The organism is Chryseobacterium sp. JK1, assembly GCF_050632815.1.
Classification (GTDB): domain Bacteria; phylum Bacteroidota; class Bacteroidia; order Flavobacteriales; family Weeksellaceae; genus Chryseobacterium.
Genome location: NZ_JBODRU010000002.1, coordinates 448,482 through 474,287 on the forward strand (window position 1 = coordinate 448,482; position 25,806 = coordinate 474,287).

The following is a 25,806-nucleotide window of genomic DNA, read 5'->3' on the forward strand; positions in this document are numbered from 1 at the left end:
GAAACCGGTTCGTCTTAGCAGGAGCATTTCACCCATAAAAGATACAAAAACTTTTGAGCCTTTTCGGGGTAAAGTGGTAAGAGCCAATATAAACAATGAAATTTTTAGTTTCAAGCATCATATTAACTGTTCTGCAGTCTTGTACACAGAATTATCAACCCATTAAAACCACTCCTATGGAAAATACAGAAGCAAAAAACAATCCATACTATTCAAGGACAGATACTACAAAACTGGATATTCCCAATGAGGAATGGAAAAAGATCCTTGCTCCAGACCTCTATGCCATTGCCAGAGAAGCTGCTACAGAAAGAGCTTTTACCGGAAAATACAATGATTTTGATGAGATAGGAGACTATTATTGCGCTGTGTGCGGAAATCACCTTTTCCGTTCCACGTCAAAATTTGCGAGCAGCTGCGGATGGCCAAGTTTCTTTGAGGCTGATAAAGAAGGAGTTTATTATAAGAGAGACCAAACCTACGGAATGGAAAGAGTAGAGGTGCTTTGTAAACGATGCGACTCCCATCTGGGACACGTTTTTGATGATGGTCCAAAGCCCACGGGACTGCGTTATTGTATGAATTCCATAAGTCTGGAATTTGTCTCAGATTCTCAAAAATGAACCGTTTAATTCACAGAATCAGGACGTTAAAGTTTCTTAAATAGCGTTAAACTTTTTCCGTTTTTACCTGCCGGGTAATGATGTTTTTATAATTTTGCCCCACTAATTTGGATTTATATATTATTGAATGAAAGGATTTTATAGCGTAGTAGGCCTTGTTTACATGGTTACGACTTCATTCTATCTTTCTCCAAGAACGGTGGTAAAGAATGAAAATTTCAAAACAAAAATTGAAAAAGTAGCTGTAGCGGACGACACGAAATCTGAGAAGAATGCCGGAACTGTATCTTCATCAGAAGCATTGTACCAATCAATTGCATTTGACCCTGAACATGAAATGAATTATGAAGTGTTCTCAAAAGCATTGACCGGTTTTGAAAATCTAAAAAAAGCAGGATTGCTGAACCAGGATTCGCATTTATTGACAATTTGTGATTTCTCTATGTCTTCTAATACAAAAAGATTATGGGTGATTGACCTTGAAGACAAAAAAGTTTTGTTTAACTCATTGGTTGCCCATGGTAAAAATACCGGCGAAGAATTTGCAACGAATTTTTCTAACAGGGAAAGTTCGTTACAGAGCAGCTTAGGTTTTTATATTACAGATGCAACGTATCAGGGGGATAACGGATATTCTCTGAAACTGCTGGGAATGGATAAAGGATATAATGATGCTGCATACAGAAGAGCAATTGTTCTGCACGGAGCCAATTATGTAAGTGATGAATTTGCTGCGATGCACAAAAGAATCGGAAGAAGCTGGGGATGTCCTGCAGTACCAAGAGAGCTTACACAGCCCATCATTAATACAATAAAAGGAAGAAACTGTCTGTTTATTTACTATCCAGACCAAAATTATCTCTCTTCCTCAGAGTGGTTAAAAGCATAATAAAAAAAGCAGTCTGATCAGACTGCTTTTTTGTTTTTTGAAGGAAATTCAATCGTAAAGGTAGTGCCTTGGGAAACCTGGGAATCTACATAAAGCTTACCTTCATGAATTTCGACAATCCTTTTTACAATAGAAAGACCAATACCATTACCTTTTTCATAACTTTTATTGGAACCCCGGTAAAAAAGATCGAAAATTTTTAAAAGATCCTGATCCGAAATTCCTATACCCCGATCAATAAAATGTATTTTAATATACTTTGAATTGGTTTCTATTGCTACATGGCAGCTTTTATCCTGAGAATATTTGCAGGCATTTTCCATAAGATTGGAGAAGGCTACCTGAAGCAGATAAGGATTGCCAAAGAAGTCATAATTGTTTTCATCCTCATCATCCGTAGTATCCATATAGTTGATACCGATTTTGTAATGGATATTTTTCTGAATCAAAGCAAGTTTTGCCTCCGCTAAAATTTCATCCAGACGAAGATTCACTAAGCTGATTTGTGAGACATCATAACTTGCTCTTGCAAAATCCAGAAGGGCAGATGATAATTCTGAAGCATGATTGGCATCCTGAAGAGCATTATCTATGGAGAGTTTATAATCGTCCAGCGTCACATTCAGCTCCTTTGCAAGTTCAAGCTCGGCAATTAATGTGGAAAGAGGAGTACGAAACTCGTGGGAGATGGTTGTGACAAACTGTTTATGATTGTTAAATGATTTTTCAAGCCTGTTAAAGGTAGAATTGAAGGTTTCAGTGAGTTCATAGATTTCATCCTTTGCCTTGGGAATGTCCAACCTTTGGTTCAGGTTATGTTCAGAGATATCTCGGATCTGAAGGATAATGTCTTTCAGTGGTTTTAAAGTATAATAGGAAAAAAAGAATCCGATAATGAAAATTACCACAATGGAACTGATGTAAATAATGATGATATCTTTTTTAAACTCTGCAATATGAGCCTTTCCCGTGACGTCCTCTGCGCTTCCTATGATGTAGAATTTTTCCCCGTTGGATTCAAATTGAACGGCAATATACTGCCGGCCATTCTGTTGCCAGAAAATTCGGTTTTTATTAGATTTGATGATCTTATCCAGATATTTATCATTGCTTTGTAGAGGAGGAATATCTGTAAATGTCAGTTGTTTTTTACTGTTGTATACACTGATGTCTGCTTCGTTCAGCAAGGTTTGATTTCGACGGTGAAGCTCACGGATCTTTTCATCACTGATTCTGACATCAAAAATAAATTCTGATCTCCATATTACTTTATACCCAAGGCGGTCATTAAACTCATCTTCTCTGTTCTTTTCAGAAACAAAATAAAGAACGTAGGCAAACAGAAAGAGAATACCTGCTGTAAGTATAGCGTAGATTAAGGCTGTTCTGGTTGCTATTTTCATAATTGTGAAGCAAAAATAAATCCTACTCCAGGTTTGGTGTGGATGAGTTTAGAGTCAAAATCTTTGTCAATCTTTTTGCGTAAATAGGCAATATACACATCAATGTAATTGGTTCCGGTATCAAAATGATTTCCCCATACATTTTCAGCAATTTCTTCACGGGTAAGGATTCTCTCTGCATTGCTGACAAGAAAAACCAGAAGTTTAAACTCCTTAGGCGTCAGTTCAATTTCTTTTCCATTTCTGAAAACCCGGTTAAATTTTTTATCAATCTTTAAATCATAATACTCTAAATCTGTTAAATAGGCTTCCTTATTTTTCGTTGATCTTCTCTGCAGGATGGCTTTTATTCTTACATAAAGTTCCCTGATTTCAAAAGGTTTTACCATATAATCATCTGCTCCGGCATCAAATCCTTCAATTTTTTCATCAATCGTTCCTAAAGCCGTTAGCATAATAATAGGAAGATCAGGATGTTGCTGCTTGATCTGCTTGCAAAGATCTATCCCGTTCATTTTAGGAAGCATGATGTCTGTGATGGCCAGGTCGAATGTTATTTTATTCAACAGAACAATGGCATCTTCAGCATCTTCGGAGATATAAACCTGATATTCCTGACTTTCCAGTCCTCTTTTCAAAAGACTTGAAACCCGTGAATTATCTTCTACAATTAAAATTCTCATAAGGAAACAATTAGGGGGAGTAAAGATCTTGTTTTTTAGCAGTGATTTTATTTTCAAAAGGTTGATTTTCAGCTGACCTCAAAGCCCTGTACAAAGGTATTTCATATTTTCCTTTTATCAGAAAAGATTAACCTTTTTAATAGTTTTCTATAAGGTTTCTAATAGATTTCTAATACCTGCCGGCGCTTTCCCGATCTAATTTTGTCCCGTTGAAATCAACAAAAAGATAAGAATAGAAAATTATGAAGACTAACTCTTTCAGAACCGGACTTGCTTTACTTTCCCTAATGGGAATCATGGGAAAATTGGAAGCTCAGAAGAAAAATGATTTTAATAATCCCGGATTGACACATTATTTCAATGATGATCATTCAAGATACATTTCCCTTAGCGGATATGCTGAACTATGGGCCAGGTATGCGCAGCTTAACCCGGGAAGCCTTGTGAATAATGAAGCAAAATCAGATCTGTCTGACCTTTCCCTTCGTAGAGTTCGTGTGAAAATGACCTATAAACCGACTGAAAAGTTAATGTTTGTATTACAGGGAGGAACCACCAATGTGAACGTGAATGCTAAAGCAAGTAACTATTTCGACCTGTTGGATGCTTATGCTGAATATTCTTTTAATGATAAAATTGCCTTTGGAGCAGGACGTTCTACATGGCGAGGACTTTCAAGATTTACAACTGGACCGTTGAATACTCTGTTATATGATCTTCCCGCCTATGCAACATCCAATGCCGGAGCTACAGATTATACCGTGAGGGAACTAAGTGCCTATATCAAAGGTCAGCTAGGGAAGTTTGACTATCGTTTGGTAGTAGCAGATCCTTACACTATGGCCACAGGAGATCCGAAAATGAACTTGGCGACTTTCAGCAAAAATTCTCCAGGGAAAGACTTTTCAGGATATTTCAGATATGCTTTCTTTGATACAGAAAATATTTCAACTCCTTTTAACTCGGGAACCTATGTTGGGAAAAAGAATGTATTGAGCTTGGGAGCTGGATTTGATTACATCCACAATGCCTTATGGCACATGGACGCCGGGAAAAATACAGTGAATGACGATATGAAAAGCTTTGCTGTAGATTTATTTTACGATGCTCCTCTCAACAAAGAAAAAGGAACCTCGATAAGCGCCTACGGAATGGCAATGCATAATGATTATGGACCCAACTATGTTCGGTATGTAGGAACCAATAACCCTGCAACTTCTGTAGATGTTACACAGGCAAGTCTTAACGGAGCCGGAAATGCAATGCCTGTTATAGGGACCGGAAATACCTACTACGTACAGCTTGGAGGAACACTTCCTTATTTAAATAAAGAAAAGAAAAACCTTCAGCTTCAGCCTGCAGTGGGAATACAGCTTTCTGATCTCAAAGGGCTTCATGACAATGCCGTGGTATACGATGCCGGAATTTCTTTATTACTGAACGGAATGTCTTCAAGGTTAACTTTTGATGCTCAAAACAGACCCGTTTATACCAACGATCCTTCCAATAATGCGGTGGTTTCTGATAGAAAATGGCAGTTTGTACTGAAATACAGAATAGATTTTAATTAAAATATAGAATTATGGAAAGAAGAAAATTTTTATTCCGATCCGTACAGGCTTCTGCCTTACTTCTGGTTTCCGGAAATATGTTTGCCTCTGCTTTACCCATGTTTAACCCCATAAAAAAGAAAAAAGTGTACTTCCATTATTTGTTGTTCTGGCTGAGAAAAGATCTTTCAGCGTCAGAAGTGAAAGAGTTTGAGAATTTTTTTGAAGGTCTTAAAAAACTGCCTTACCAGAAAAATCTTCGTTACGGAAAACCCGCTGCTTCGAGTCCAAGAAGTGTTTTGGACAATACATTTACCTACAACGCTTCTATGGAATTTGACAGCCTTGAGGAATTGGAAGCCTATGGAAAACTCCCGGAACATCTGGCATTAGTCCAGAAATACAAACCGTTTTTTGAAAAAATGATGGTTCACGACACGGTATATAATTAAAAATAAAAAATTAAATTTATAATGACAAATTTCATCAAAGGTCTTAGCCTTGTTTTAGTAGTAAGTACTGTAGGATTTATGAATGCACAACATAAAAACCATAAAAATGTAAGCGTAACTTCGGAAACTTCCACCGAATTTATCCCTGCTGTCAGACTGATCAATAACCCCGATGGTTCATGTTCTTTTGAAAAAGGGAAAATACCCACTCTTAAACATATGAACACTACCACTTTCTGGATGAGCAACAAAACGGAAGAATGGGAAAAGAATGCTCACCCTGCACCAAGAAGACAATATGTGATTACCATTAAAGGGAATATCAGATTTAAAGTAACGGATGGCTCTACTTTTATGATAAAACCAGGGGTTGTTCTTCTTGCTGAAGACCTTAAAGGAACCGGGCACAGTTGGGATATGGTAAAAAGCAAAGAATGGGAAAGACTGTATATTCCTATCGCTGAAAATGCAGATGATTTTTTTGTACCGGATGCTAAATAGGTTGTAATACACTCTCTTTACAGAGAATATATAGATTCGTTATGTTTGAAGCAGTCATTTTTGGCTGCTTTTCCTTTTCTGTTAACATCATTCTTATCAGATTTTTACAGTCAGTGTAACCATAAACATCCGTGAAAATCTGCGTAAATCTGTGGTCAATTCTCTTTTCAAAGTAATGATCCAAAATGTAAAAAAAGAGTCCGATAGAATATCGAACTCTTTACAATTAAAAGATTATTTATTTTTAATTTAAGAAGATAGTAAGCCTGCTTCTTTAAGTTTCTCCTCCAGATCATGTAATCTATTCCATACATCCTGTGCTGTAACCGGAGTAGTAGGAATAGTTGCGGTAAGAGGTGCAGCCTGTGTTCCTATCAGTTTCCAGCCTGTGGAGCTGCTTCCTGTTGTTTTCACCCAAAGCATTTTATCTCCTCCGTTGTTATTAATATAGATACTTCCCGGATTAGCGGAAATGGAAGGATCTCCACTTCCTGAGAAAAGACCTCTGTCATTTTTGCTTCCGTCAGAAGTTGTCCATCTGAATCCCTGTTCCGCATATACAGAATTGCTGTAAAATCCTTTTCCTTCACCGTTCACAGAGAAAACTGTCTTATCGTTTATATCTAAACCACTATAAAGTATAAATGCTGAAGAAGCCTTGTTTTGTAACGTTAATACAGGGTTTTCCGAGTTTGTTGTTAGGAGATTGCCACTATTGGTTTCGTAAGAATTTTCCTGGCCAAGATTTTTTACACAACCTTTATAAAGACCAAAACCTTTGGAAATAACCTGACATCTTTTAGAATCTGTATCGAAAATAATTTCATATTCAGGATTAGCCGGGTTTTCCATTCTAGGTCCTACAATGGTATTGCTCTCTCCGGATATTTTTGCTGCTTTAGCATTCTCGGGATCATTGTCTTCAAAAGAAGGATAAAAGAATCTGTTGTTATTATAGGGATTCTTGTTCTCTTTATTATTTTCCATCAAGATGTGGTACGTTTCAACCTTTGGAAAATCTGTACTATGATTGAAGGTTCCGCCGTAAAAAATATTTTCATTAATATATCCATCACCAGGCGCTTTTTCAAATTTTATACTGATTTTATTATCATGAAGATGATTAAGCTGGAAGGTATTATAAGATATACCACCTCCGCTGCCTTTATCAGAATACAAAAGTACTCCTATATCAAATCCGTATACTCTTTTGATTTCAATGGAAGAAGCAATGATATTATTGATTTTTACTCCAATAGTATTGTCTGATGCGTTATATTTACCTTTTTCACAATTAAGCCCTTGAATATTCAGGCCTACTAAAGAATTTACTACGGGAGGAACTGGATTTTCTTTAGTATGGAGCGTAGGTCCTATAAATATAGCATTGTCTTTCAGTGATTCACTTACTTTTAAATTCCCATCAATTCTGATCGTTGTATAATTTTGAACATCTATTTTGATCGTTTCAGATATATTATAATCTCCGCTGGGAATATATATAGATTTGTAATCGTATTTTCTCGCCAACTCTATTCCTTTATTGATGGCAGCTGAAGTATAGCCTTTATCATTGCTGTCAATTCCGAATCTTCTTACATTAATAGGATGGCCTCCCATAAATTCTTCAAGGACATAGGTGCTTCCGGAATGTTCAAGATAAATAACTCCATCGTCATTATTAATATTTGATGGAATAGGTAAGTTATTGTTATGAAGAAATGTTGTCGTAGGGTAATAATTCAACATTTCATTGGTAGCGGGATTTACAAGTTGTATTGACATATTAATTTTGTTTTTTGTTATTTTAAATATGATTTTTTTTGAAGTATTAATGCTAAATTGCTCACATAATTAGGATGTTAATGTTTCTTGAATAACATTACACTCTTTTCGTTTTCACCCTTTGCGTAGTGGTGTTTTTATAGATTTAGCCCTCCACTTCGGATCCGATTTTTGAGATTTCCACTCTGTTAAATACAAGCCGGAGTAAGGGGAGTAAAAAGAGTCTTCTGTGTCATTATGTTGAAGCTATACATCATTTTTTCTTTTTAAATAATTATTTTGTAAACTCTTGCAAGATTTTTACTGAAACAAAAATATTGACGGTTAGCGACAAAAGAAGTCGTATTATAATTGATTTTTAAAGATTTTTTTAATCAGTAAACTATTACTTCTTATTTATAGAATAAACAAAAAATCCCTGTGCAAAAACACAGGGATTTCAATTTATTTTAATACGAGAATTAGCTGAACTTTTTGAAAATCAACGTTGCGTTGTGACCTCCAAAACCAAAAGCATTACTCAAAGCATAATTAATATTCTTCTCTTTTGCTTCTCCAAATACAATATTAATATCCTGCGGAATATTCTCATCAATAGAATGAAGATTAATGGTTGGTGGAACAATACCATTCTGAATTGCTTTAATGGAAATGATCGCTTCAACAGCTCCCGCAGCTCCCAACAGATGGCCCGTCATAGATTTCGTAGCACTGATGTCAAGATTTTTACTTCCTTTAAATAATTTGTTGATACCATTCAGTTCAACAAGATCTCCAAGTGGAGTAGAAGTAGCATGCGGATTAATATAATCAATATCATCTATATTGATTTCAGCTTCATTAAGTGCCAATTGCATTGCTTTAATTGCTCCAACGCCATCAGGATGTGGTGCGGTCATATGATAAGCATCTGCTGTCATAGCTGCTCCTGCCAATTCTGCATAGATTTTTGCTCCTCTTGCTTTTGCGTGCTCATATTCCTCCAAAATTAATGTTCCTGAACCTTCACCCATTACAAAACCATCTCTGTTTGCATCGTAAGGGCGGCTTGCTGTAGCAAAATCGTCATTTCTTGTAGACATCGCTTTCATGATGGAAAACCCCCCAATAGAGGCTGGCGAAATAGCCGCTTCAGAACCACCGCTTACAATCACTTTAGCTTTTCCAAGACGGATGTAGTTGAAAGCATCCATCAGTGCTGTATTTCCTGTGGCACAAGCTGAAATGGTAGTATAATTGATTCCTTGAAGTCCGAATTTCATAGAAATCATCCCTGAAGCCATGTTAGCAATAAACTTAGGTACAAAGAACGGGTTGAACCTTGGTGTTCCGTCTCCGTTGGCGAAATTCATTACTTCGCTTTCGAAAGTCCACATTCCTCCCTGTCCTGTCCCCCAGATAACTCCAATATCAAAGGGATCCATGTTTTCCAGTTCAAGTCCTGAATCTTTCAATGCTTCCGCAGTAGAATACATTGCATATTGTGAAAATAGATCACTTCTTTTGATTTCGTTGTGTGTTAAATGAAGTTTTGGGTCAAAATTTTTAACCTCACAAGCGAATTTTACTTTAAATTTTTCTGTATCGAAGTGCGTGATGCTATTGGCTCCGCTTACTCCATTGATGCTGTTTTGCCAAAATTCTTCGACATTATTTCCCAAAGGCGTCACTGCGCCAAGACCTGTAATGACAACTCTTTTCATACTTAGTTATTGATTTTGAATAAATTGGAGGTTCCTCTCGCTATTAGCCGGGTTTTGTCTGCGTTCCATATTTCGCATTGCGCGTTGACGAACTGCTTTCCTCTTTTAATGATTTTAGTTTCAGCTACAATATTATCATTTTCTTTTGCAGTTGAAAAATAATCAATGACATTATTTATAGTAGTTATGAAAGAATTTTCGTTTAAAGAAAACATGGTGGCCCCTATCACATCATCTATAATAGCTGCCGTCACTCCGCCATGAAGATTTCCGATAGGATTCAGCCATTCGGGTCTTATGGTGTACTGAAACTCCAATTGCCCTTCCTCTACAGAAAGAACAATAGGGTTGAGCCATTTCATAAAAGGAGATGGTGACTGATCAAATTCTTTACCGATGAATTGTTTTAACTGTGCTAATCTATCCATACTTTCAATTTTTATTTTTCTAAAATCATCGTTACCCCTTGTCCTCGTGCTGCACAAATAGAAATGAATCCCTTTCCACTGCCTTTTTCATGAAGTAGTTTTGCAAGAGTTGCTATTACTCTACCTCCTGTTGCAGCAAATGGATGGGCAGCGGCCAGGCTTCCTCCTTTTACATTCAGTTTACTTCTATCTATTTTTCCTAATGATTTTTCCAGTCCGAAACGCTTGGCAAGGTCGTCGTTTTCCCAAATTTTAATAGTAGCTAAAACCTGTGCAGCAAAAGCTTCGTGAATTTCATAATAATCAAAATCTTCCAAAGTCATTCCTGCTTTTTTCAGCATCCTTTCTGCAGCGAAAACAGGTGCCAGTAAAAGGTTTTGTTTATTTTCAACATATTCAATTCCTGCAATTTCAGAAAAAGTGATGTAGGCTAAAACTGGAAGATTATTGGCTCTTGCCCATTCTTCACTGGCTAATAAAACCGCTGAAGCCCCATCAGTAAAAGGCGTGGAATTTCCTGCTGTTAAAGTCCCGTTTTGTTTATCAAAAGCAGGTTTTAACTGTGATAACTTTTCCAGACTGGTATCATGGCGAAGATTATTGTCTTTCTCCAGACCAAAAGCTGGTGATATCATATCATCGAAGAAACCTTCATCATAAGCTTTTGCCATATTTTGATGACTTTTAAAAGCAAGTTCATCCTGTTCTTCCCTGGATATTTTATAATATTGGGCTGTAATTTCTGTATGTTCACCCATCACCAAACCAGTTTTAGGCTCCTGTCCTTTATAAGGGATCGGCATCCAGTCTTTCAATTTGGGAGTTAACAGTTGTTTTATTTTCCCCCATCCTGATTTTTCTTTATTAGCTTTCAGTAAAGCTTTTCTCAGCCTTGGTGAAGATTCAAAAGGAATATTGCTCATCGCTTCTACTCCGCAGGCAATTCCACTTTCGATTTGTCCTAAAGCAATTTTATTTCCGATATAAATAGCTGCTTCTATTCCTGTGTCACAAGCCTGTTGAAGATCACAAGCAGGAGTAGCAGGATCTAAAGACGTGTTCATGACTGTTTCTCTGATGAGGTTGCTTTCAGTAATATGTTTGATTACGGCTCCGCCGGCAACTTCTCCAAGCAGTTTGCCTTTCAGATAATAACGGTCAATCAAACCATTCAGTGAAGCCAGTAGTAAATCCTGGTTTCCTTGCTCAGTATAAGCAGTATTCATTCTGGCAAACGGAATTCTGTTGTATCCTACTATTGCCACTTTTTTTGTTTCCATAAGGTGAAATTTATGATGGAAGAATATTAAGTTCATGATCAATCATCTCCCTAATCTTATCCAGGGCCTGATTCAGAAACTTTTCATCATCCATAGTTTTTGAAAGTAAAATTCCTCCTTCAATCAGCATCACAAATAAGGATGCGTATTCTTCAGCATTTATTGTCTTATTCAATTCTTCATTCTCCTGACCTTGCTGAATGATGGCTGTTATTCTCGCTGTCCAGGCTTCAAAAGATTTTTGAACCTGTTTTTTAAGCACAGGAAAAGAATCATCAGCTTCTGTTGCAGCATTCATTAGAGGACATCCTCCACTGGAAAATACCGAACGCCAGTTTTTTCTGTAAAAATCTACAAAAGCACGGAGCTTATCGATAGAAGTTGGATACTGATCTCCAAATGATCGGCTCATAATTTTGCTCAGTTGGGCTGCATTGTATTTATATACTTCAATGGCAACCTGATCTTTATTTTCAAAATTTCCGTAAATACTTCCTTTTGTCAGACCTGTTGCTTGGGTGATGTCTGACAGTGAGGTAGATATGTAGCCCTTTGTGTTGAACAAAGTTGCTGTTTTCTCAATAATAAATTGTTTTGTTTTTTCTGCCTTTGACATTGTTTGTATTAAAATATAATGCAAATATACAAAAATATACCAAGCGGTATATTTTATTTGAAAATTAAATCTGAGTGATGTAAGTACCCAGATTTAATGTATGTTATCTAAGCTGCTTATTGCTCTAAAGTAGCGTTCAGCGTAATTTCAAAATTGAAAGCTGCACTTACCGGGCATCCTTCTTCTGCTATTTTCGCAAACTTTTGGAATTCTTCTTCTGAAATTCCCGGTACTTTTGCTGTTAAGGTCAATTCAGACTTGGTTATTTTTCCAATGTTAGGATCAAGAGTGATCACAGAAGTTGTTTTCAGCTCTTCAGGATTGTAACCAGCCTGAGAAAGTTCTGCATCCAGTTTCATAGTAAAGCATCCTGCGTGTGCTGCTGCCAATAGTTCTTCAGGATTTGTTCCTACACCGTCAGCAAAACGGCTGTTGAAAGAATATTGAGTTTGGTTTAACGTAGTACTTTGAGTAGTTAAATGTCCTTTTCCTTCTTTAATGGTTCCGTTCCAAACGGCTGTTGCGTTACGTCTCATAATGTTTGTTTTTTTGTTTTTTAATATTGTTTGATTTTGATGATACAAAGGTAGAGTAGTAGTACATCTAATTCAATAGATAAAAAGGCTTAAATATTGTACTTTTTTCCCGAAGAATAATTTTTTTTAAAATTAGCAGGAGTGTTGCCTGTTTTATTGGTAAAAAGTCTGTTGAAATAAGCAGGGTCTTCATAGCCAAGATCATAAGCAATTTCTTTTACGGGTTTATCAGTATACAACAATAATCTTTTGGCTTCCAGTAAAATTCTATTGATAATAAGCTGATTGGGAGATTCCAGTTGTAAACTTTTAAATTTGTGTGTTAATGTTTTAGGGGCCATATGAAGCAGATCTGCATAGTCGGAGACATTGTGCTTTACTCTGAAATGAATTTCCAGATATCTGCTGAAATCCCTGAAAATATCCAGTTCGTTACCCGTATTTTTGGTAAACTCATGGTGGAGATTTTGTGCTTTCCATTTTCTTGTGGCCCGGATAATGATCTGTTTCACATACGTTCGGATCATTTCTTCTGCGGAAGATTCTTTCTGCTCAATCTCGTGTTCGATGTTTTGGAATAATTCTCTGATCTGTTTTGTTTCTGAATCATCAAGTTCCACAAAAGGGATTTCAAAAATATTGTGGAAGAGAAGTCCATCACAAGCAACTTCTTTGTCATGAATCTGAATACAGTAAAAATCCCGGTTGTAATAAAGAAGTGTTGCTTCTTCTTTTCCTTTTTCTATGGTCAGATGTTGGTTGGTTACAAAGAAAAGTGAAGGTTTTTTTGTGAGATAATGATTAAAATCTACCGTTAGTTCATAGTTTGCGGGAATAAATAACACCTTAATATACATCCTGAACTGATCGCCATTGATGTTTTCCAGATGGCTTTCCGAGAATTTTTCAAGTCCCAGTCTTTTATAATGATCTTCAAAAATAAGCGGTTGTGGCATATTTTAACTTTAGTTTAAAGATACAAAAAAGCATGATTTCAAACCTATTAAATTATTGATGTTCTATTCTTCTGTCAAAATAGTATAAAAAAAATGAAAATATGTTTTTACATTGATTTTATTTTATCATTTTTACAAATATTTGTACCATACCTTATATTTTAATCTTTTTTCAAAACTGCCTGCATGAGCGAATTAGAAAATATTCTGAGAGAAATAACTCCACTATCTCCTGAGGATAGTTTTCTCGTGTTTGACAGGATAAAAGCATCATTTGATTTTCCTTATCATTATCATCCGGAAATTGAGATCAATTTTGTGTACAAAGGAAAAGGATATCGCAGAATGATTGGTGATCATACGGGAGAAATCGGAAATATAGAACTGGTACTTATTGGTCCCAATTTACCTCATTGCTGGGCGAATTACAGATGTAAAAACAGGAAAACTCACGAGATTACCATTCAGTTCAATCAGGATTTCTTTAATCAGTCTATGATGCAGAAAAATATCCTGAAACCCATCAATAATCTGATGAAAGACTCCATCCGGGGTATTCTTTTTTCTACTGAAACGGCTGAAAAACTGAAAGATTCATTTCTTAATCTCTCTAAAATGAACAGTTTTGAGTCTTTCATAGAAATTATGAAGATTTTGAACGAACTGGCTGTTGCTGAAGACAGAACTTTGCTTTCATCATATAGTATTGAGCTTGAGACTTTTGGGGATAATGACAAAATGAAAATTGTACATGATTTTGTTCACAAAAATTTTGAGAATAAAATAACGCTGGACGATGTTGCTTCTTTGGTGAATATGAGTAATGTAACTTTCAACCGTTTTATAAAAAAGCGAACGGGGAAAACCTTCGTTAATTACCTTAATGAAATACGGATCAGCTATGCGGCGCGATGGCTGATGGAGAAAAATCTTACCGTTTTTGAAATTGCTTTTGAAGCTGGTTTTAATAATATTGCGAATTTCAACAAAGTTTTTAAGTCTATAAAAAAGACAACTCCAACAGAATTTAAAGAACAGTTTAAGGGAGTTAAAAAAATTGAATAATTTCTGTTAAAAAAAATCTCAGTTTTCTGTACTTTCTCAAGATTTTCCCGATACTATTTTGTCAAAATAAGGCAAAATAGTAAGATAAATCCTCTTTTTTTTGATTGCTTTTTCAGTGTGGTATTTTATTGATATTTAGGGTTTTATTTGCCTTTTTGCAAAGGTTATGAAAAAATAATATCGTTTTATGATAAAATAGTATTATATCAGACTGACTACAAAATTTAGATTTGTCAATGTGAATTAAATCTTAAGAAAACTTTAAATATTTTAATGCATAAATGATAAAATATTGCTAAAAAAACAATATAATTTCTGCATTATAATATGAAGCAATGTAATTGATTCTCAATTAAATCTAACTATATCTAAACCTTATGAGAAAAGCAGTTATACCCATTCTGTTCGTTTTTTCACTTTCTGCTACTGCACAAGAGAAAAAAGTGGCTGACACAGCGAAAACAAACACTATTCAGGAGGTCGTGGTCACCTCTTTGGGGATCAAGAGGCAAGCGCGCTCTTTGACGTATTCCAGTCAGCAGATTGGTGGGGATGAGCTTACTGAAGTAAAAACTCCCAACCTTTTAAATTCAATTAACGGAAAAGTTTCCAATGTACAGATCAACAGAACTAATGGTGTAGGAAGCTCCGTAAGGGTTATAATGAGAGGAAATAAGTCTGTAAATAATACACAGCCGTTGTATGTAATCGATGGAATTCCTATTATCAATGGAACTGGTAAATCAGCAGATATTGGACAGTATTCTAATATGCCGGATCCGGGAGATGTTTTAAGTTCCATCAATCCTGATGATATTGAAAGCATGAATTTTCTGAAAGGGGCCTCTGCTTCTGCATTGTATGGATCTGCCGGAGGAAATGGGGCAATCTTGATTACAACTAAAAAAGGACGTGCTGGTAAAAGTACTATTACCTACAGCTCTAGTCTTACTGTTGACAGAGCATATAGTCTTCCAAAGCTACAGCACAGTTATTTGTCTTATGATCCTTCTGTGCCAGGGCAAACTCCTGGTCAATCTGTGGAAAGTTGGGGAGCAAAAGGAGAGTCTAAAGACTATCTTAAAGATTTTCTGCAAACAGGAACGACTTGGGTAAACAGTCTCTCATTCCAGTCAGGAAATGAAAAGTCTACGAATTATTTCTCTGTAGGAAATACTACCAACAAAGGAGTGGTTCCAATGTCTTACTTTGATCAATATAATATCTCTTTCAGAAATTCGAGCAAATTTTTAGATGATAAATTGACATTGGATGCTAACTTTATTGGTTCATTACAAGAGAGTAAAAACAGACAAACTCCTGGAGCTTCTTTTTCTCCTTTAACAAGTTTGTACTGGCTACCACGAGGAGTGAATTTTGACCAATATGGTCCGGATAATTATTCTTATTTGGATAAAACCAGATTTTTACCAGCTCAGAATTGGTGGGAAGTAAACCCGGACGGAAGTTTCAAAGGAAATCCGGTAACACAGAATCCTTATTGGATCTTAAATAGGAATCCAGTTACGGTGAGTAATAAAAACGCATATGGGGCACTTGCGCTTTCTTATCAGATTAATCCATGGTTATCAGCAAGAGTAAGAGGGAATTATAGTTGGAATATTTCAGACAGTCAGCGTGATATTGCAGCATTCTCAGCGCCGAGCTTACTGGCTAATGGGCTTAATGGTAGAATGCTTAAAAATACATATGAGAACTCTTCTACTTATGGAGATGTTTTGTTGATTGGTAGTCCTAAGATAAGTGAGTCTATTTCTTTAGATTTTACCGTAGGAGGAAGTATTAATACCACAAGAAATAAAATAGGACAAATTGATAATGCTTATTTAGCGAATCCTAACCTATTCACATTAAATAACCTTCAGTGGAATATTAACAGAGCGCCGGGAGATGGATATCATAATACCTATACAAATATGAAAAAACAGGTACAGTCTGTTTTTGCAAGTGCTTCAGTAGGATACAAAAATATGTTCTATGTGGATATGACATTTAGAAACGACTGGGATTCTACTTTGGCATTAACAGGAAGAACGGGGTTTGATTATGAATCTGTAGGAGCCAATGCTATATTGTCTTCTATTTTCAAACTTCCGGAAGTTATTAATTTCTGGAAAGTAAGAGGGTCTTATGCAACGGTTGGACTAGGATTACCTACCAACATTACCAATGCGATGGTGGAATATAATAAAGGATATGTTTATGGGGTAGATGCTGGAACAATTATATATCCTAAGAGTTCTTTTGCTACAGGTCCTGGTTTTGAAGCATTACTTCCAAGGCCGGAACTTAACAAAACCTTTGAAGCCGGAACTGAGTTGAGATTGTTAAATAACAGATTGAATTTTGACATTACTTATTACAACTCCAATACCAGTAACCAGTTGTTGGAAACAACAATTTCTTCCTATTTAGGAGGATTGGCTCCAGGATCATACTACATTAACGCTGGAAAAATCCGCAATACAGGTTTTGAATCTTCATTATCTTATAAAATTTTCAATTCAGAGAAATTTGGATGGACAGCTACAGTAAATGCCTCTGCCAACAAAAATAAGATTGTTGAGCTATTCCCTTCAAGTCTTTCTATTCCGGAAGGAGCATTTTTCTCACTTGCCGGAGGAGGTGAGTATACAAAACTTATATTAGGAGGTTCTTTCGGAGATCTTTATGGAATCAAATTCAGAAGAGATGATCAAGGGCATATTTTGGTAGATGAAAAGGGGGTTCCATTGGCAGAAGGTACTCCTTCTTATCTGGGAAATCCTAACCCTAAGTTTATCATGGGTTTCAATAACTCTTTTAATATTGGTAAATTAGGAATATCTTTCCTAATTGATGGAAAATTTGGAGGAAAAGTATTGTCTCTTACAGAAAAAGCCAATGATTTGTATGGTGTAAGCCAGGCTAGTGCTGACGCAAGGGACAGAGGAGGAGTGTCTATTCCAAATGCTGTATATGCGCCCGGAACCCCAAATGCAGGACAAGCGTATACTGGATTAACTAATCCTCAAGACTATTATAAAACGGTGGGAACTACTGAAGGATATGCAAAAGGAATTGATGAAGCTTATTTGTACAGTGCAACCACAATACGTTTACGTCAGGCTTCTATTTCATATACATTTGATATTAATTCAAAATATATGAAGAATGCAACGGTAAGCTTAGTGGGAACGAATTTATTTTTCTTCTACAAAAAAGCACCATTTGATCCGGAGCAGGTATCAGGAAATACACCTGGAGGGGTAGGGGTAGACTCATTTGGGTTGCCGGTTACCAGATCTATCGGATTATCATTTAAAGCGAACTTCTAACTTTTACAATTAAGAAAATGAAAATCAATCATATTAAAACATTGGTATTTGGAGCTGTAGTACTACTTGCTTCTTCAGCATGTACCAACGACTTTGACCAATATAATCAGGAAAAATTAGGAGGGCCTGAAAATTTTTACGCAGATTTTATCGCTATTGTTAATCCTATGAAATCTATACAGAGAGGATTACAAGCAGATTATCAGCTATATCCTAACCTTAGTGCAGATATGTATAGTGGTATGTTTAGTACAGCAACACCATTTAATGGTGGTGTGAATAATCTTACGTACTCTATGATGGATGGATGGAATAACAGGATTATTGCAAGACAGCAGGATATTTTTAATTACTCTATCATTATTGATAATGCTGCTAAAGGAAATTATCCAGGGATCGATTTTACAGGGACACTTGCTGTGAAAAAAATTCTGAAAGTCATTACGGCGGCAAGAGTTTCAGATAGTCACGGCCCTGTTGTATATAGCAAATATGAAAAACCAAATCCTAATGGAGTTACCGATTTTGATTCCCAGCAGGATGCCTATAACTACTTTGTTGCTGATCTTACCTCTGCCATTACTGACCTACAAAAGGTGCTTGCCACTTCTGCAACACAAAATGTGGAAGACAAAACGTCACTAAAAAGTGCTGACTTAGTATATGGTGGAAATATGGCTCAATGGGCAAAACTGGCCAATTCATTGAAATTGAGGTTAGCGATGAGAATGAGTTATGCTGACCCTGTGAAATCAAAACAATATGCAGAAGAGGCATTGGCTTCATCAGCAGGATTGATTACAGATAATGCAGATAATGCTTTGCTTAGTGTAGGACAATCAGAACTAAGCTTTATCATTTATTCATGGGGAGATTGCCTAATAGGAGCACCTTTAATGGCCTATATGAACGGATATAATGATCCAAGGCTATCGGCTTATGCCATTCCTGCAAATGATGCTGCTGTACAAGGAAAATATATTGGAGTACGTCAGGGAATAGATCTGTTAAACGGTAAGTCTACTTATGGAGGGTTCTCTCAGCCACAGGCAAAATCAGCTAACGGAGATTATTTTTCCGGGACTGACGGTAAAATGAAACTATTCACTGCTGCAGAAACATGGTTCTTGAAAGCGGAGGCCGCTTTAAGAGGATATGCAGGTGCAGGTGATATTCAGACCAACTATACTACAGGAGTTCAGCAGTCTTTCGGAGAGTGGGGGAAAAGTGCAAGCGTTGCTAGTTATCTTACGGATACAACTTCTACGGAAGCACCGTATGTTGATCCGAAAAATGCTGCTAATAATGTAGCTTTAGGAAACTCTCAACTAAGTACCATCACTATCGCATGGAATAATGGTGATACCAACGAAAGAAAATTGGAAAGAATCATTACCCAAAAATGGTTGTCTCTTTATCCAAACGGACCTGAAGCATGGGCAGAGCAGAGAAGAACAGGATATCCAATTCTTTTCAAGGTAAGAAAAAATGATAGTGGAGGATTGATTAGTACTGATGCAATGATTCGAAGAATCCCATTCACTATCGATACCAAAACGTCATTATATAATTATCAGCAAGCGGTACAAACCCTTAGTGGCCCTGATACTGGCGGAACCAGATTATGGTGGGATAAGAAATAATAAATCAAAATTATTCAAACACAGAGACATCTCAAAATTACATTCATTCATTGAGGCAGGGGAATAAAATCTCCAAAATTTATAGTTTCGTTTTTAGCCGGAATGAACTTTTGAGATGTTCTCTTTTATTTAGAATCTTTCTTTTAATATGGGAAAAAACAACTCCGGAACCCGTCGTATTCAGCCGATCCTTTGGATATCCACATTGTATTTTGCAATGGGAGTTCCTTTTGTAACCATTAATGCGGTTTCAGGGATCATGTATAAAGATATGGGTGTTTCGGATTCGCAGATCACATTCTGGACTGCCCTTATTTTGTTTTCCTGGACATTGAAGCCTCTTTGGAGCCCTTTCCTGGAAATCTATAAAACCAAAAAGTTCTTTGTTGTTGTTACCCAGTTTGCCATAGGTATTCTCTTTGCTCTGATCGCGTTAAGTCTGCCTTTGCAGGATTTTTTCAAATACAGTATTGCCCTTTTTGCCGTAGTGGCATTTTGTGGAGCCACTCATGATGTGGTTGCAGATGGAACTTATATTGGATTTCTTACCAATAAAGAACAGGCCAAATATATTGGTTGGCAGGGAGCTTTTTACAATTTGGCAAAGATCATCAGTAGCGGAGCATTGGTTTATTTTGCAGGCTTTTTAGAAAAAACAAAAGGAGTTACGCATGCCTGGATGATCATTATGATTATTTATGCATTGCTGTTTTTTGTACTGGCAATTTATCATTATCTGATTTTGCCTAAAGAAAATAAAGAAGAGCAGAAAGAAGAGAAAAATGCAGGAAATGTCCGTAAAGAACTATTGGAAGTTATTACCTCTTTCTTTACCAAAAAGAATATTCTGTGGTCCATCCTCTTTATTATTCTGTACCGTTTTGCAGAAGGATTTGCGATTAAAATTGCCCCTTTATTTTTTAAAGCTCCAAGAACTTCAGGAGGATTAGGATTATCTACCTCCGATATCGGACTTATTTATGGAACATACGGTTCTGCAGCATTCATTCTGGGTTCCGTATTGGCAGGATATTTTATCTCGGCCAGAGGACTGAAAAGATCTTTGATATGGCTATGTTGCGCATTCAATATTCCTTTTGTGGTATATGCATTACTAGCGCATTATCAGCCTATTGATTTGTTACCAGTAGCAATTGCAGTAGTCGTAGAATACTTTGGCTATGGATTTGGGTTTGTAGGATTAATGCTCTACATGATGCAGCAGATCGCACCCGGAAAACATAAGACAGCCCATTACGCATTTGCAACAGGAATTATGAATCTTGGGGTCATGATTCCCGGAATGTTCAGTGGAATGATCAGCGACGGGATCGGGTACAAAATGTTCTTTATATGGGTATTGATAGCTACCATTCCTGCGTTTTTAGTCACTCTATTTGTTCCCTTCCCATATCCTGAAAATCAGAAAGAACAACAAATCAATTAATAATAAAAAAATAAAAGTAAAAAATACTTTATGACAGCTCAATCAGTAATGATCCCTTGGCAGGATCGCCCGGAAGGTTGTAATGATATCATGTGGAGGTTTTCCGAAAACCCGATCATTAACAGATATGCGATACCAACATCCAACAGTGTATTCAACAGTGCGGTAATTCCTTTTGAAGATGGATTTGCCGGTGTGTTCCGTTGTGATAACAAAGCGGTGCAGATGAATATTTTTGCAGGTTTCAGTAAAGATGGAATCAATTGGGACATCAATCACGATCCTATTGAAATGCAGGCAGGAAATACCGACATGATTGAATCCGATTACAAATACGATCCCCGTGTAACCTTTATAGAAGACCGTTACTGGATCACATGGTGTAACGGTTACAATGGGCCAACCATTGGAATTGGCTATACTTTTGATTTTAAAGAATTTTTCCAGTGCGAAAATGCATTCCTTCCCTTCAACAGAAACGGAGTTTTGTTCCCTGAAAAAATCAATGGTAAATATGCCATGTTGAGCCGTCCGAGTGATAACGGACATACGCCTTTCGGTGATATTTATATCAGCTACAGTCCTGATATGAAGTACTGGGGAGAACACCGTTGCGTGATGAAAGTGACACCTTTTGAAGACAGTGCATGGCAGTGTACAAAGATTGGTGGCGGACCGGTTCCTATCAAAACAGAAGAAGGATGGTTACTTTTCTATCATGGAGTAATTAATACTTGCAGAGGATTCAGATATTCAATGGGAGCAGCTTTGCTAGACCTTGAAGATCCTACAAAAGTATTATACAGAACGAAGCCTTATCTATTGGCTCCGGCTGAATTGTATGAACTGACAGGAGATGTACCCAATGTGGTTTTCCCTTGTGCAGCATTAACGGAAGGAGATAAAGTGACAGTATATTATGGTGCTGCTGATACCGTAGTTGCTATCGCGTTTGGATATATCTCAGAAATTATTGATTTCATGAAAAAAAATTCAATTTAATCTAGTAATAATAAGTTTAGGAAAATAGGTTAATCATCTTAATTTTTCCCATTTACTGGGAATTTTATAATGGTTTTCCTATTTTTAAACAAAAAAAATTCCGATACCTCTCTTATCATGAAAAAAGAACTGCTAATTTGCTTTTTTACCACCCTGATTTCTGTAGCCAGTGCCCAGCAAAATAAAAACGATGTTTTATCCTGGGTAGATCCTTTTATAGGAACAGGCGGACATGGACATACATTTCCAGGGGCAACCACGCCATTTGGAATGATTCAGCTAAGCCCGGATCAGAATACAAAAAGTGGCGATTGGGACTGGTGTTCCGGATATCACTACAGCAGTAAAACGATCATGGGATTCAGTCATAACCACCTTAGCGGAACAGGATGGGCAGACCTTGGCGATATTCTGGTAATGCCTACAGTAGGACAGGTAAAAATGGTTCCCGGATCTGAAGAAAACCCTGAGACAGGTTACCGGTCAAAATTTACCCATGATAAAGAAATAGCGTCTCCGGGATATTATTCCGTAATGTTAGATAGCTACGGAATTAAAGCAGAGCTTACTGCTTCACCAAGAGTAGGGTTTCATAAATATACTTTCCCGAAGAGTAATGAAGCCAATATCATTATCGATCCTACCAATAAGATCTTCGGAAATATCTACCATACTTTAGTAAGTGTAGAAGGCAATAATAAAATCAAAGGTTACTGTTACAGCAATGGCTGGGGAGGTAAACGATTTGCTTACTTCGTGATGGAGTTTTCCAAACCGTTTAAGTCTTACGGCGTTTATGCTGACGGAAAAATCAAAAATGATGAAAAAATTGCCCTTGCCAAAGATGCTAAAGCATTTGTAAGATTCTCAACAGAAGATCAGGAAAGCATTGAAGTAAAAGTGTCTCTGTCTCCGGTAAGTACAGAAAACGCACAGGAAAACTTCGATACGGAAGCTAAAAATATCAATTTTGCACAGGCAAAAGAAACAGCACAAAAAACCTGGAGAGATTTAATCGGCAGATTTCAGGTAACAGGAGGTACAGACAGCCAGAGAAAAATTTTCTATACCGGAGTTTACCATACATTCATTGCTCCAAACCTTTACATGGATACCAATGGAGACTATGTTGCCGCTCAGGAAAACATGAATACCAAATGGTTTACCAACTACAGTACCTATTCTTACTGGGACGGATTCCGAGCAACACATCCATTATTGACCATTATGGATCAGAAACATACAAAAGAATTTGCCAATTCTCTGATCAGCAGATACACAGATCGTAAAGATCACATGCCTATCTGGGAGCTTTGCGGATATGATAACTTCTGTATGCTAGGATATCACAGTGTTTCAGTAATCTGGGATGCCATTTCTAAAGGAGTTCCGGGTATTGATGCCGAGAAAGCATTTGCAGCCATGAAAGACGCTTCTTTAACAGACAAAATGAGCAGCAGCGATGGTGGCGGAGGTCTTAATGATTATATCAAATTAGGTTATACCCCATCAGAAAACGGGGCTTCAGTTTCAGCAACACTTGAATATTCGTATGATGACTGGTGCATTCAACAACTTGCTGAAAAATTAGGTAAAAAAGACGAAGCGGAAGTATACAGAAAACGTTCTATGAACTTCCTGAATACCTTCAATAAAGAAAATAACCACTTCTGGCCAAGACAGAAAGATGGTAAATTCTTAGCAGATTTCACACTGAACGACTGGAAAAAACTACAGCCACACTGGGTTTCCGGAAACATCTGGGCATATGATTTCTTTGTTCCTCATCAAATTGATGAAATGATGAATCTGTACGGAGGGAAAAAAGGATTTGAAGAAAAACTGGATAAAACCTTTACAGAAGCGTTGCATATGGAAGGAGAGCAGCACGTAGATATTTCAGGATTTATTGGGTCCTTAGGATTCGGAGACGAACCTGGACATCACGTTCCATACCTGTACAATTACGCAGGAAGTCCTTACAAAACCCAGAAAATGGTAAAATTTATCCGAGACAATATGTACGCCGCTAAACCTGACGGAATCGTTAATAACGAAGACTGCGGCCAGATGTCGGCATGGTATATCTTCTCATCATTAGGATTCTATCCTGTGACACCGGGGAAACCAGTTTATGCTATCGGAGCACCACAATTCCCCAAAGCTTCATTGCAGTTGGAAAACGGAAAAACTTTTACTGTCATTGCAGACAAGATATCTGACAAGAACATCTATGTACAGAAGATGTTCCTGAACGGAAAAGAATACAAAAGCTGGGAACTGAATCACAGTGATATCATGAACGGTGGCGAACTGAGATTTGTAATGGGAAGTAAACCGGTAAAATAAAACTAATAAAAATAAACGAAACAAAAGTATCAATGGAAAGGAGAAATTTTATTAAAACAAGTGCATTGGCAGGAGCCGGATTGCTGTTTACTCAGAATGTTTTTGCTAAAAATTTAGTATTGGACGATTTTCCGGTTGTCCGTGTTCCTAAAGACAAAAGACATTTTACCAGCGAGTCCGTAGAAAATGCCATTGCAACATTTAAAAAGAAGGTTAAAAACAAAGAGCTAAGCTGGCTTTTTGAAAACTGCTTCCCCAATACATTAGATACTACTGTTTTCTATAGTGAAAATAATGGAACGCCCGATACCTATGTAATTACCGGGGATATTGATGCCATGTGGCTTCGTGACAGTTCTGCACAGGTTTTTCCATACCTGCAGTTCTCTAAAAAAGATGAAAAACTTCACAAGTTGATCTCAGGAGTTATTCGCAAACAAACGACTTTCATCCTGAAAGATCCTTATGCAAATGCTTTCTACAATGACGATCAGAAGATCAGTAAGTGGAAGGAATATGACCATACCGATATGAAACCGGGAACCCATGAAAGAAAATGGGAAATTGATTCACTTTGCTATCCTATCCGTCTGGCTTACCACTTCTGGAAAACAACCGGAGATACAAAACCTTTTGATGATAAATGGTTACAGGGAATTAAACTGACCTTACAAACCTTTACAGAGCAGCAGAGAAAGCATAATCTTGGACCTTATCAATTTGAACGTACAACAGCGTGGGCAACCGATGGAATCCCTATGGGAGGATACGGATACCCAACAAAACCAGTTGGATTGATCAGCTCTATGTTCCGTCCAAGTGATGATGCTACTATTTACGGATTCCTGATCCCTTCAAACTTATTTGCAGTAGTTAGCTTACGCCAGGCAGCAGAAATGGTTGCTCAGATTAAAAATGAAAAAACGTTGGCTCAGCAGTTGAACAGTCTTGCTGATGAGGTAGATGCAGCCATCAAAAAATACGGAATTTACAATCATCCTGAATTTGGAAAAATCTATGCTTTTGAAGTCAATGGTTTTGGAAGCTATAATCTGATGGATGATGCGAACTGCCCAAGCTTACTGGGACTTCCTTATCTGGATGCGGTAAAAGCTGATGACCCTGTTTATCTGAACACAAGAAAGTTTGTGTGGTCGGAAAACAACCCATTCTTCTTCAAAGGGAAGCTGGCAGAAGGAATAGGAGGACCACATATCGGACTGGATATGATCTGGCCAATGAGTATCATTATGAAAGCGCTCACCACCAAAGATAAAGGTGAAATCAGATGGTGTATAGATACCTTACAGAAAACGCACGGCGGGACAGGCTTCATGCACGAGTCCTTCCATAAAGACAACGATAAGAAATTCACCAGAGAATGGTTTGCTTGGTCCAATACCTTATTTGGAGAATTGTTATGGAAAACCTTTAATGAAAATCCGGATTTGCTGACATAATCCATCCTTTTATATCGCCTTTTATGTTGAGGTATTTTTCTTGAAAAAGAAGAATATCAGGGGATTGCTGTATAAAATTTTAACACTGAAAAACATC

The 25,806-nt window shown here is 37.0% G+C and carries 21 protein-coding genes; 12 read left to right on the forward strand and 9 right to left on the reverse strand.

Annotation, left to right across the window (positions count from 1 at the left end):
- The first annotated feature begins 95 nt into the window (after nucleotides 1-95).
- The gene (gene msrB, locus ACQ76T_RS15060; RefSeq protein ID WP_431344119.1) at nucleotides 96-623 is read left to right on the forward strand and encodes a peptide-methionine (R)-S-oxide reductase MsrB; all 528 of its coding nucleotides are present in this window, start codon (nucleotides 96-98) and stop codon (nucleotides 621-623) included.
- Nucleotides 624-750: 127 nt separating this feature from the next.
- The gene (locus ACQ76T_RS15065; protein WP_431344120.1) at nucleotides 751-1,512 is read left to right on the forward strand and encodes a murein L,D-transpeptidase catalytic domain family protein; all 762 of its coding nucleotides are present in this window, start codon (nucleotides 751-753) and stop codon (nucleotides 1,510-1,512) included.
- A gap of 17 nt (nucleotides 1,513-1,529) precedes the next feature.
- Here the strand turns inward: ACQ76T_RS15065 and ACQ76T_RS15070 are convergent, their stop codons facing one another.
- Together ACQ76T_RS15070 and ACQ76T_RS15075 are read right to left on the reverse strand one after the other, a co-directional pair.
- Nucleotides 1,530-2,915 carry a HAMP domain-containing sensor histidine kinase gene (locus ACQ76T_RS15070; protein ID WP_431344121.1) on the reverse strand — a complete coding sequence of 462 codons (1,386 nt, stop codon included), beginning with the start codon at nucleotides 2,913-2,915 and terminating at the stop codon, nucleotides 1,530-1,532.
- A complete protein-coding gene (locus tag ACQ76T_RS15075; RefSeq protein WP_431344122.1) occupies nucleotides 2,912-3,598 on the reverse strand; it encodes a response regulator transcription factor in 687 nt (228 codons plus the stop codon). The genes ACQ76T_RS15070 and ACQ76T_RS15075 overlap by 4 nt, the downstream gene beginning before the upstream one ends.
- Nucleotides 3,599-3,840: 242 nt before the next feature.
- Between ACQ76T_RS15075 and ACQ76T_RS15080 the strand changes: the two genes are divergently transcribed.
- The 3 genes from ACQ76T_RS15080 to ACQ76T_RS15090 are packed head-to-tail and all read left to right on the forward strand — an operon-like array spanning nucleotide 3,841 to nucleotide 6,101.
- Nucleotides 3,841-5,169 (forward strand): hypothetical protein, encoded by a 1,329-nt coding sequence (locus tag ACQ76T_RS15080; RefSeq protein WP_431344123.1) that lies wholly within the window; start codon nucleotides 3,841-3,843, stop codon nucleotides 5,167-5,169.
- An 11-nt stretch (nucleotides 5,170-5,180) separates the two neighbouring features.
- The gene (locus ACQ76T_RS15085) at nucleotides 5,181-5,600 is read left to right on the forward strand and encodes a Dabb family protein (protein ID WP_431344124.1); all 420 of its coding nucleotides are present in this window, start codon (nucleotides 5,181-5,183) and stop codon (nucleotides 5,598-5,600) included.
- Between the two features lie 21 nt (nucleotides 5,601-5,621).
- Nucleotides 5,622-6,101, forward strand: a complete 480-nt coding sequence (locus ACQ76T_RS15090) for a hypothetical protein (RefSeq protein ID WP_431344125.1) — start codon at nucleotides 5,622-5,624, stop codon at nucleotides 6,099-6,101.
- A gap of 249 nt (nucleotides 6,102-6,350) precedes the next feature.
- Here the strand turns inward: ACQ76T_RS15090 and ACQ76T_RS15095 are convergent, their stop codons facing one another.
- From ACQ76T_RS15095 to ACQ76T_RS15125, 7 genes are all read right to left on the reverse strand, one after another.
- Nucleotides 6,351-7,886, reverse strand: coding sequence for a hypothetical protein (locus ACQ76T_RS15095; RefSeq protein ID WP_431344126.1), 1,536 nt, complete (start codon nucleotides 7,884-7,886; stop codon nucleotides 6,351-6,353).
- A 461-nt stretch (nucleotides 7,887-8,347) separates the two neighbouring features.
- Entirely contained in the window at nucleotides 8,348-9,589 is a 1,242-nt protein-coding gene (fabF, locus tag ACQ76T_RS15100; protein ID WP_431344127.1) for a beta-ketoacyl-ACP synthase II, read from the reverse strand.
- A gap of 2 nt (nucleotides 9,590-9,591) precedes the next feature.
- Entirely contained in the window at nucleotides 9,592-10,017 is a 426-nt protein-coding gene (locus ACQ76T_RS15105) for a PaaI family thioesterase (protein WP_255813463.1), read from the reverse strand.
- Between the two features lie 11 nt (nucleotides 10,018-10,028).
- On the reverse strand, nucleotides 10,029-11,297 hold the full coding sequence (locus ACQ76T_RS15110; protein WP_431344128.1) for an acetyl-CoA C-acetyltransferase: 1,269 nt from the start codon (nucleotides 11,295-11,297) through the stop codon (nucleotides 10,029-10,031).
- Between the two features lie 10 nt (nucleotides 11,298-11,307).
- The gene (locus ACQ76T_RS15115; protein WP_431344129.1) at nucleotides 11,308-11,913 is read right to left on the reverse strand and encodes a TetR/AcrR family transcriptional regulator; all 606 of its coding nucleotides are present in this window, start codon (nucleotides 11,911-11,913) and stop codon (nucleotides 11,308-11,310) included.
- A gap of 116 nt (nucleotides 11,914-12,029) precedes the next feature.
- Nucleotides 12,030-12,449 carry an OsmC family protein gene (locus ACQ76T_RS15120; RefSeq protein ID WP_077413428.1) on the reverse strand — a complete coding sequence of 140 codons (420 nt, stop codon included), beginning with the start codon at nucleotides 12,447-12,449 and terminating at the stop codon, nucleotides 12,030-12,032.
- Nucleotides 12,450-12,538: 89 nt separating this feature from the next.
- Nucleotides 12,539-13,405, reverse strand: coding sequence for a helix-turn-helix domain-containing protein (locus tag ACQ76T_RS15125; protein ID WP_431344130.1), 867 nt, complete (start codon nucleotides 13,403-13,405; stop codon nucleotides 12,539-12,541).
- 186 nt (nucleotides 13,406-13,591) lie between these two features.
- Between ACQ76T_RS15125 and ACQ76T_RS15130 the strand changes: the two genes are divergently transcribed.
- From ACQ76T_RS15130 to ACQ76T_RS15160, 7 genes are all read left to right on the forward strand, one after another.
- Nucleotides 13,592-14,470 (forward strand): AraC family transcriptional regulator, encoded by an 879-nt coding sequence (locus ACQ76T_RS15130; RefSeq protein ID WP_422694381.1) that lies wholly within the window; start codon nucleotides 13,592-13,594, stop codon nucleotides 14,468-14,470.
- Nucleotides 14,471-14,847: 377 nt separating this feature from the next.
- The gene (locus ACQ76T_RS15135) at nucleotides 14,848-17,808 is read left to right on the forward strand and encodes a SusC/RagA family TonB-linked outer membrane protein (RefSeq protein WP_431344131.1); all 2,961 of its coding nucleotides are present in this window, start codon (nucleotides 14,848-14,850) and stop codon (nucleotides 17,806-17,808) included.
- A 17-nt stretch (nucleotides 17,809-17,825) separates the two neighbouring features.
- Nucleotides 17,826-19,451 (forward strand): SusD/RagB family nutrient-binding outer membrane lipoprotein, encoded by a 1,626-nt coding sequence (locus ACQ76T_RS15140; RefSeq protein WP_431344132.1) that lies wholly within the window; start codon nucleotides 17,826-17,828, stop codon nucleotides 19,449-19,451.
- Between the two features lie 148 nt (nucleotides 19,452-19,599).
- Complete coding sequence (locus tag ACQ76T_RS15145) at nucleotides 19,600-20,898, forward strand: MFS transporter (protein ID WP_431344133.1); 1,299 nt, start codon at nucleotides 19,600-19,602, stop codon at nucleotides 20,896-20,898.
- A 30-nt stretch (nucleotides 20,899-20,928) separates the two neighbouring features.
- Complete coding sequence (locus ACQ76T_RS15150) at nucleotides 20,929-21,900, forward strand: glycoside hydrolase family 130 protein (protein ID WP_431344134.1); 972 nt, start codon at nucleotides 20,929-20,931, stop codon at nucleotides 21,898-21,900.
- 117 nt (nucleotides 21,901-22,017) lie between these two features.
- Entirely contained in the window at nucleotides 22,018-24,249 is a 2,232-nt protein-coding gene (locus tag ACQ76T_RS15155; protein WP_431344135.1) for a GH92 family glycosyl hydrolase, read from the forward strand.
- Between the two features lie 32 nt (nucleotides 24,250-24,281).
- Entirely contained in the window at nucleotides 24,282-25,709 is a 1,428-nt protein-coding gene (locus ACQ76T_RS15160) for a glycoside hydrolase family 125 protein (protein ID WP_431344136.1), read from the forward strand.
- The last annotated feature ends 97 nt before the right edge of the window (nucleotides 25,710-25,806 follow it).